The organism is Acidithiobacillus sp. TH-A35 (assembly GCF_057473505.1).
In genome coordinates, this window is record NZ_JBYCKR010000171.1 from 1 (window position 1) to 4,769 (window position 4,769).

Genomic DNA, 4,769 nt, shown 5'->3' on the forward strand with positions numbered 1-4,769 from the left:
CTTGATCGATCGTCATAACTACCACTTATTCCAGCCGCTATTGTACCAGGTCGCCACAGCATCACTGTCCCCTGCCGATATCGCCGCTACAGTGCGCGGCCTGTTTTGCGATCACCTCAACGTGCAGGTGCTGCTGGGTCAAGTGACCGGGATCGATACGGCGCAGCAGGAGGTGTTAATCGGCAAACGACGTATGCCATACGATTACCTGGTGCTCGCCACGGGCGCATCCCACAGCTATTTCGGGCGGGACGAGTGGGAACCTTATGCGCCAGGATTAAAGACCATTGATGATGCGGTGGAAATACGGCGACAGATTCTCTCCGCTTTCGAGCGGGCGGAATCTGCCGAAGATCCCTCCGAGCGGCGGGGTTTGCTCACCTTCGTGATTGTGGGAGGCGGTCCGACGGGGGTCGAGTTGGCAGGCGATATTGCCGAACTGGTGCGCCACGGCATGGAGAAGGAGTTCCACCATTTCGATCCGGCCAGCGCACGCGTGGTTCTGATCCAATCGGCTCCGCGCATATTGCCGACCTTCCCCGAGACATTATCAGAAAAAGCGAAGCGGTCACTCGAACAGTTGGGCGTCGAGGTCATGCTGAAGAGCAAGGTGGAACATATTGATCAAGAGGGGGTACTCATCAACGGCAAGCGCCTGGCATCTCACACCGTGCTGTGGGCGGCGGGGGTCGTGGCATCGCCGGCGGCGCGATGGCTCAATGCTTCAGCCGATCGTAGCGGACGGGTGAAAGTCGAACCGGACCTCTCGGTAACGGGTCTACCGAACGTGTTTGTTATCGGGGATACGGCGCTTGCCAATGCCTGGAAAGGAAAACCTGTGCCCGGCCTGGCACCGGCGGCGAAGCAGGGCGGAGCCTATGTAGCCAGAGCGATTCGCCGGAAACTGCAGGGACGGCCTGCGCAACCACCATTTGCGTACCGTCATATGGGCAGCCTTGCCACCATCGGCAGGAAAGCAGCCGTGGCAAGCTTCAACGGCGTAAACATGAGCGGGGCACCCGCCTGGTGGCTATGGGGTGTGATCCATGTGGCGCTCCTGGTGGGTTTGCGCAATCGAATCTCGGTGATGTTCAACTGGTTTTGGGCCTATCTCACTTTCAAACGGGGGACACGCCTGATCACGGGGGACGAGTTGCCCCTGGAAGACGGTATAAATACTACCGTAAGGACCTTCGACCAATCCTAAAGGATCGCGGCGCCCTGGTCGCGTTACTGGAAGTCGATTCCGAAGCCGTGGGGCTACGCCGCCTGTATCAGGTATCAGAGCTCCTGCTCCGCCACCATCCGGTCATCAAGCGGGGTCCCTTTTACACCTATCGACGACCTCTTTCATCGATAGGCGCCCATACGGCGCTGTCCGCGCACCAGTAACCAGCGACCGATCAGTATCAGGATTAATACGCCTGCGGTAATCAGGAATGCCGCCGCAAATGCGAGCATATGGGATTCCGCAAAAGGTTCGTTGATAAAGGTCCAGATGACGTAAGTCAGATAGCCGATAGGTTCTTTGGTAAAATGACCATTCCACATATAATTAGACCAACCTGCTGTATATAACAGAGGGGCAGTCTCCCCCATGGACAGGGCAACTGCGTAGAAAAGTCCCGTCATAATCGCCGGTGCTGCGCCAGGCAATAGAATACGCAGTACGACGCGTCCCTCCCCTGCACCCAGCCCATAACCGGCTTCGCGCACCGCCAGAGGAATATTGGCCATTGCCAGCTCCGTGGAGCGGGCAATGTAGGGTAGCAGCATGACGGTCAAGGTGATGATGCCCGCCGCCACAGAGAACTGCCAACCCAGATAAATGACCATGGTGATATAGCCGACATATCCCAGGACGATGGACGGTATGCCAACCAGCACGTCCGATAGAAAGCGCAGCATTTTTCCGGCGCCGCCATGGCCATGCTCACTCAGGTATATGCCGGAGGCAATGCCGATCGGTGCCGCCAGGAGCAACGCCCCGACAGACATGACCATGGTTCCTTCGATAGCATTTTTGAGACCACCGCCAATACCATTCGTAATATCTGTCAGCAATTTTGGGGTCAGCGCCGGCCAGGCGTGAATGAGCACGTCTCCGATAATGGAAATAAACATCGCTGCGACAAAAAGAAATGAAAAGAGGACGAACATCCAGGCGAATGCCGTCATCACGCGCCGTGATAAAGACACTTTGAAGCCTTTCGTACTTGCTCTGACGCTGACACTGCGCTCGATCGCCCTGACTGCCATCAGCGCACCCTCGCCATCCATAACAACAAACGCGCCGCAATATTCACCGCCACTGTAATGAGTAGCAGCACGAGAGCAATTTCAGAAAGGGCCTCCACGGCCATATTCGTCGGATCCTGCAGCGCGCTATCCAGTTGCGAGGCAATAAATGCAGCCATTGTGGAGATCGGCGCGTAGATGTTATTGGGCAGATAATTCAGGGCGTTGCCACTGACCATGAGGACAGCCATAGTTTCTCCCAGGGCCCGGCCCAAGGCGAGAATACCCACACCGATCAACACCGTCTTCAGTTTAGGCAGGGTGATATGCCAGAAAACCTCCAGGCGATTTAAGCCCAGGCTCAGGCCCGCTTCTTTCAACTCGGGCTCGGTCATCCGGATGGATTCGCGCAGGGTGGCAGAAATCAATGGAATGATCATCACCGCCAGCACAAAAGCGGAAGTCAGCAACCCATAGCCACTACCCGGATCACCATTCAGGAAAGGAATAAAAGAAAACGTATTAGCCAGGAAGGGGAAAATTGTCTGGCCAAAAAGTGGTACGAGCAGCGCGTACCCCCACAACCCATAAACAACGCTGGGAATTGCGGCCAGCAAATCCACGAAAAGAGATAAAGGGCCTGCCCAGGATTTGCGCACGCCTTCACTGAGGAAGTATGCCGCACCAATGGCAACAGGCATCGCCATCACCATGGCCAGCGCCGAACTAACAATAGTGCCGACGACCAGAAACCAGATACCGTATTTGGCTCCCGGCATAATCTGCACACCATGTACCGTGACCGGGTTACCATAAAGATTCCCCAAATTCCAGTCATTGGTCCACAAAAAATGAAATTGATTAAAGTGAATAGCTGGCCAAGAATAAATCGCCAAAAATACAATCAGTGCAATTAATGAAAGTGGTAAAAAGCTAGCCGTAGCGATCAACCCTACCCTGAATACAGGAATTTTCATCCCACAAATCTCCCGGCACTTAGAGTATCTGAATAGTCTGCATCAATAATCATAAAAATATACAGAGGGGTCCTGCATTGGATATGGAAGAGCCGGGGACCAGCCCCGGCTCCGGCACAACCTTTACTTAATTTCTGCGATCTGCTTGCGGGAAAGCTTCGCAGCGCTATCAGGTAGCGGCACAAAGTTCACCGCGGTGATGAAGTGTGGCGCATTACCACCCTTCGGATCAATAGCCCAGTTCAGGAACTTACGCATGGCCGCAGCCACTTCAGCATTAGGCTGCGTCTTGCTGACGATCGCATATTCGTAGTTGATGATGGGGTAAGAATTGGTACCCGGCGCATAGACCAGGCTGATCCGCTCGTCGGCCGGGGTCTTGTTGACCATTTCACCCGCTGCGGCCTTGGCATTCGCCACCGTCGGCAGCACAAATTTGCCGGCGCGGTTTTCCAGCATGGCCATCCCGAGATGGGCCTCTTCCACCGGCTTCTTCCAACTGATGCCGATATAGGCGATGCCGTAAGGTGTCGTCTTCAGGGCCTGTACCATACCGGGGTTACCTTCCGCACCGATGCCACCAGGAACCGCCGGCCAGCTCACCGTCGTGCTGTAACCCACGCTATTGCTCCATGCAGGGGTCGTATCAGACAGATAGGTGGTAAAAATGAAGGTATCGCCGGAACCATCGGTACGATGCACCGGAATAATCTTGTGGTTGGGCAGCTTCATGCCGGGATTCAGCTTGGCAATGGCCGCGTCATCCCAGTTGGTGATCTTGCCGGAGTAGATGCCCGCGAGCACAGGACCGGACAGCTTCAGATGCACGTTGTTCAGACCGGGAACATTGTAATTGATCATCTGAATGGAGATGGCCAGCGGGATGTTCAGGATATTGGGATGCTGCTTGATCTGCGCATCGCTCATGTAGGCGTCAGAAGCGCCGATCTGGGCCACGCCAGAGATCGCCTCAGCGATACCGGTACCGCTGCCCGTGCCCTGGGTGGTGATCTGAACGCCGGGGTTCATCTTGGTGTATACAGGAACCCACAGATTGAAGAGCGGGTACAGCAGAGTGGAGCCGGTTTCAAGCAACGAGATGGTCGGAGCCGCCGAAGCGGGCAGGGCATACAGGGCAGAAAGGCCCAGCGCGGATAGGATTACAGCGCCTTTGACACTACGCGACACGTCTTTCTTCAAGCGATACAGCATATAAGGCCTCCAAAGATGGCAAATACGTTGATTTACGGCTTACCCATTGAACATTCCGCATCCAGATAGCACAAAAAGCTATTGCGAGCGAAACTCGAAGAGCAATCTAACACAGCAATATGACACTTTAATGAATCATTTATGACACTTTTATGACAATTAAGATACCAGCGTCGTAATATTGCTCTCGGCATGCGATGGATATAAGCAAAGCCCGTCAACAGAACGGGCTCCAAGGTGCTTAAACGTACCGATTGATCCCGGTTACCAAGTCAGAATCCGTCCGGCGGCGGCCAGAGACGGTAAAGCAGCGCTCGGATTCATCATGGGAATGGGCTTGGC

Annotated in this window: 4 protein-coding genes; 1 reads left to right on the forward strand and 3 read right to left on the reverse strand. The window is 54.8% G+C overall.

All coding sequences use genetic code 11. From position 1 onward, the window contains the following. Positions 1-1,207 (forward strand): NAD(P)/FAD-dependent oxidoreductase (locus AC2VNK_RS06025; RefSeq protein ID WP_486883173.1); only part of this gene is annotated, 1,207 nt, incomplete at its 5' end. 143 nt (positions 1,208-1,350) lie between these two features. Here the strand turns inward: AC2VNK_RS06025 and pstA are convergent. From pstA to pstS, 3 genes are all read right to left on the reverse strand, one after another. After that, positions 1,351-2,178, reverse strand: coding sequence for a phosphate ABC transporter permease PstA (pstA, locus tag AC2VNK_RS06030; protein WP_291520660.1), 828 nt, complete (start codon positions 2,176-2,178; stop codon positions 1,351-1,353). An 80-nt stretch (positions 2,179-2,258) separates the two neighbouring features. Next, positions 2,259-3,215, reverse strand: a complete 957-nt coding sequence (pstC, locus tag AC2VNK_RS06035; RefSeq protein ID WP_291520658.1) for a phosphate ABC transporter permease subunit PstC — start codon at positions 3,213-3,215, stop codon at positions 2,259-2,261. Between the two features lie 123 nt (positions 3,216-3,338). Next, a complete protein-coding gene (gene pstS / locus AC2VNK_RS06040) occupies positions 3,339-4,427 on the reverse strand; it encodes a phosphate ABC transporter substrate-binding protein PstS (RefSeq protein ID WP_486883174.1) in 1,089 nt (362 codons plus the stop codon). Between the last annotated feature and the right edge of the window lie 342 nt (positions 4,428-4,769).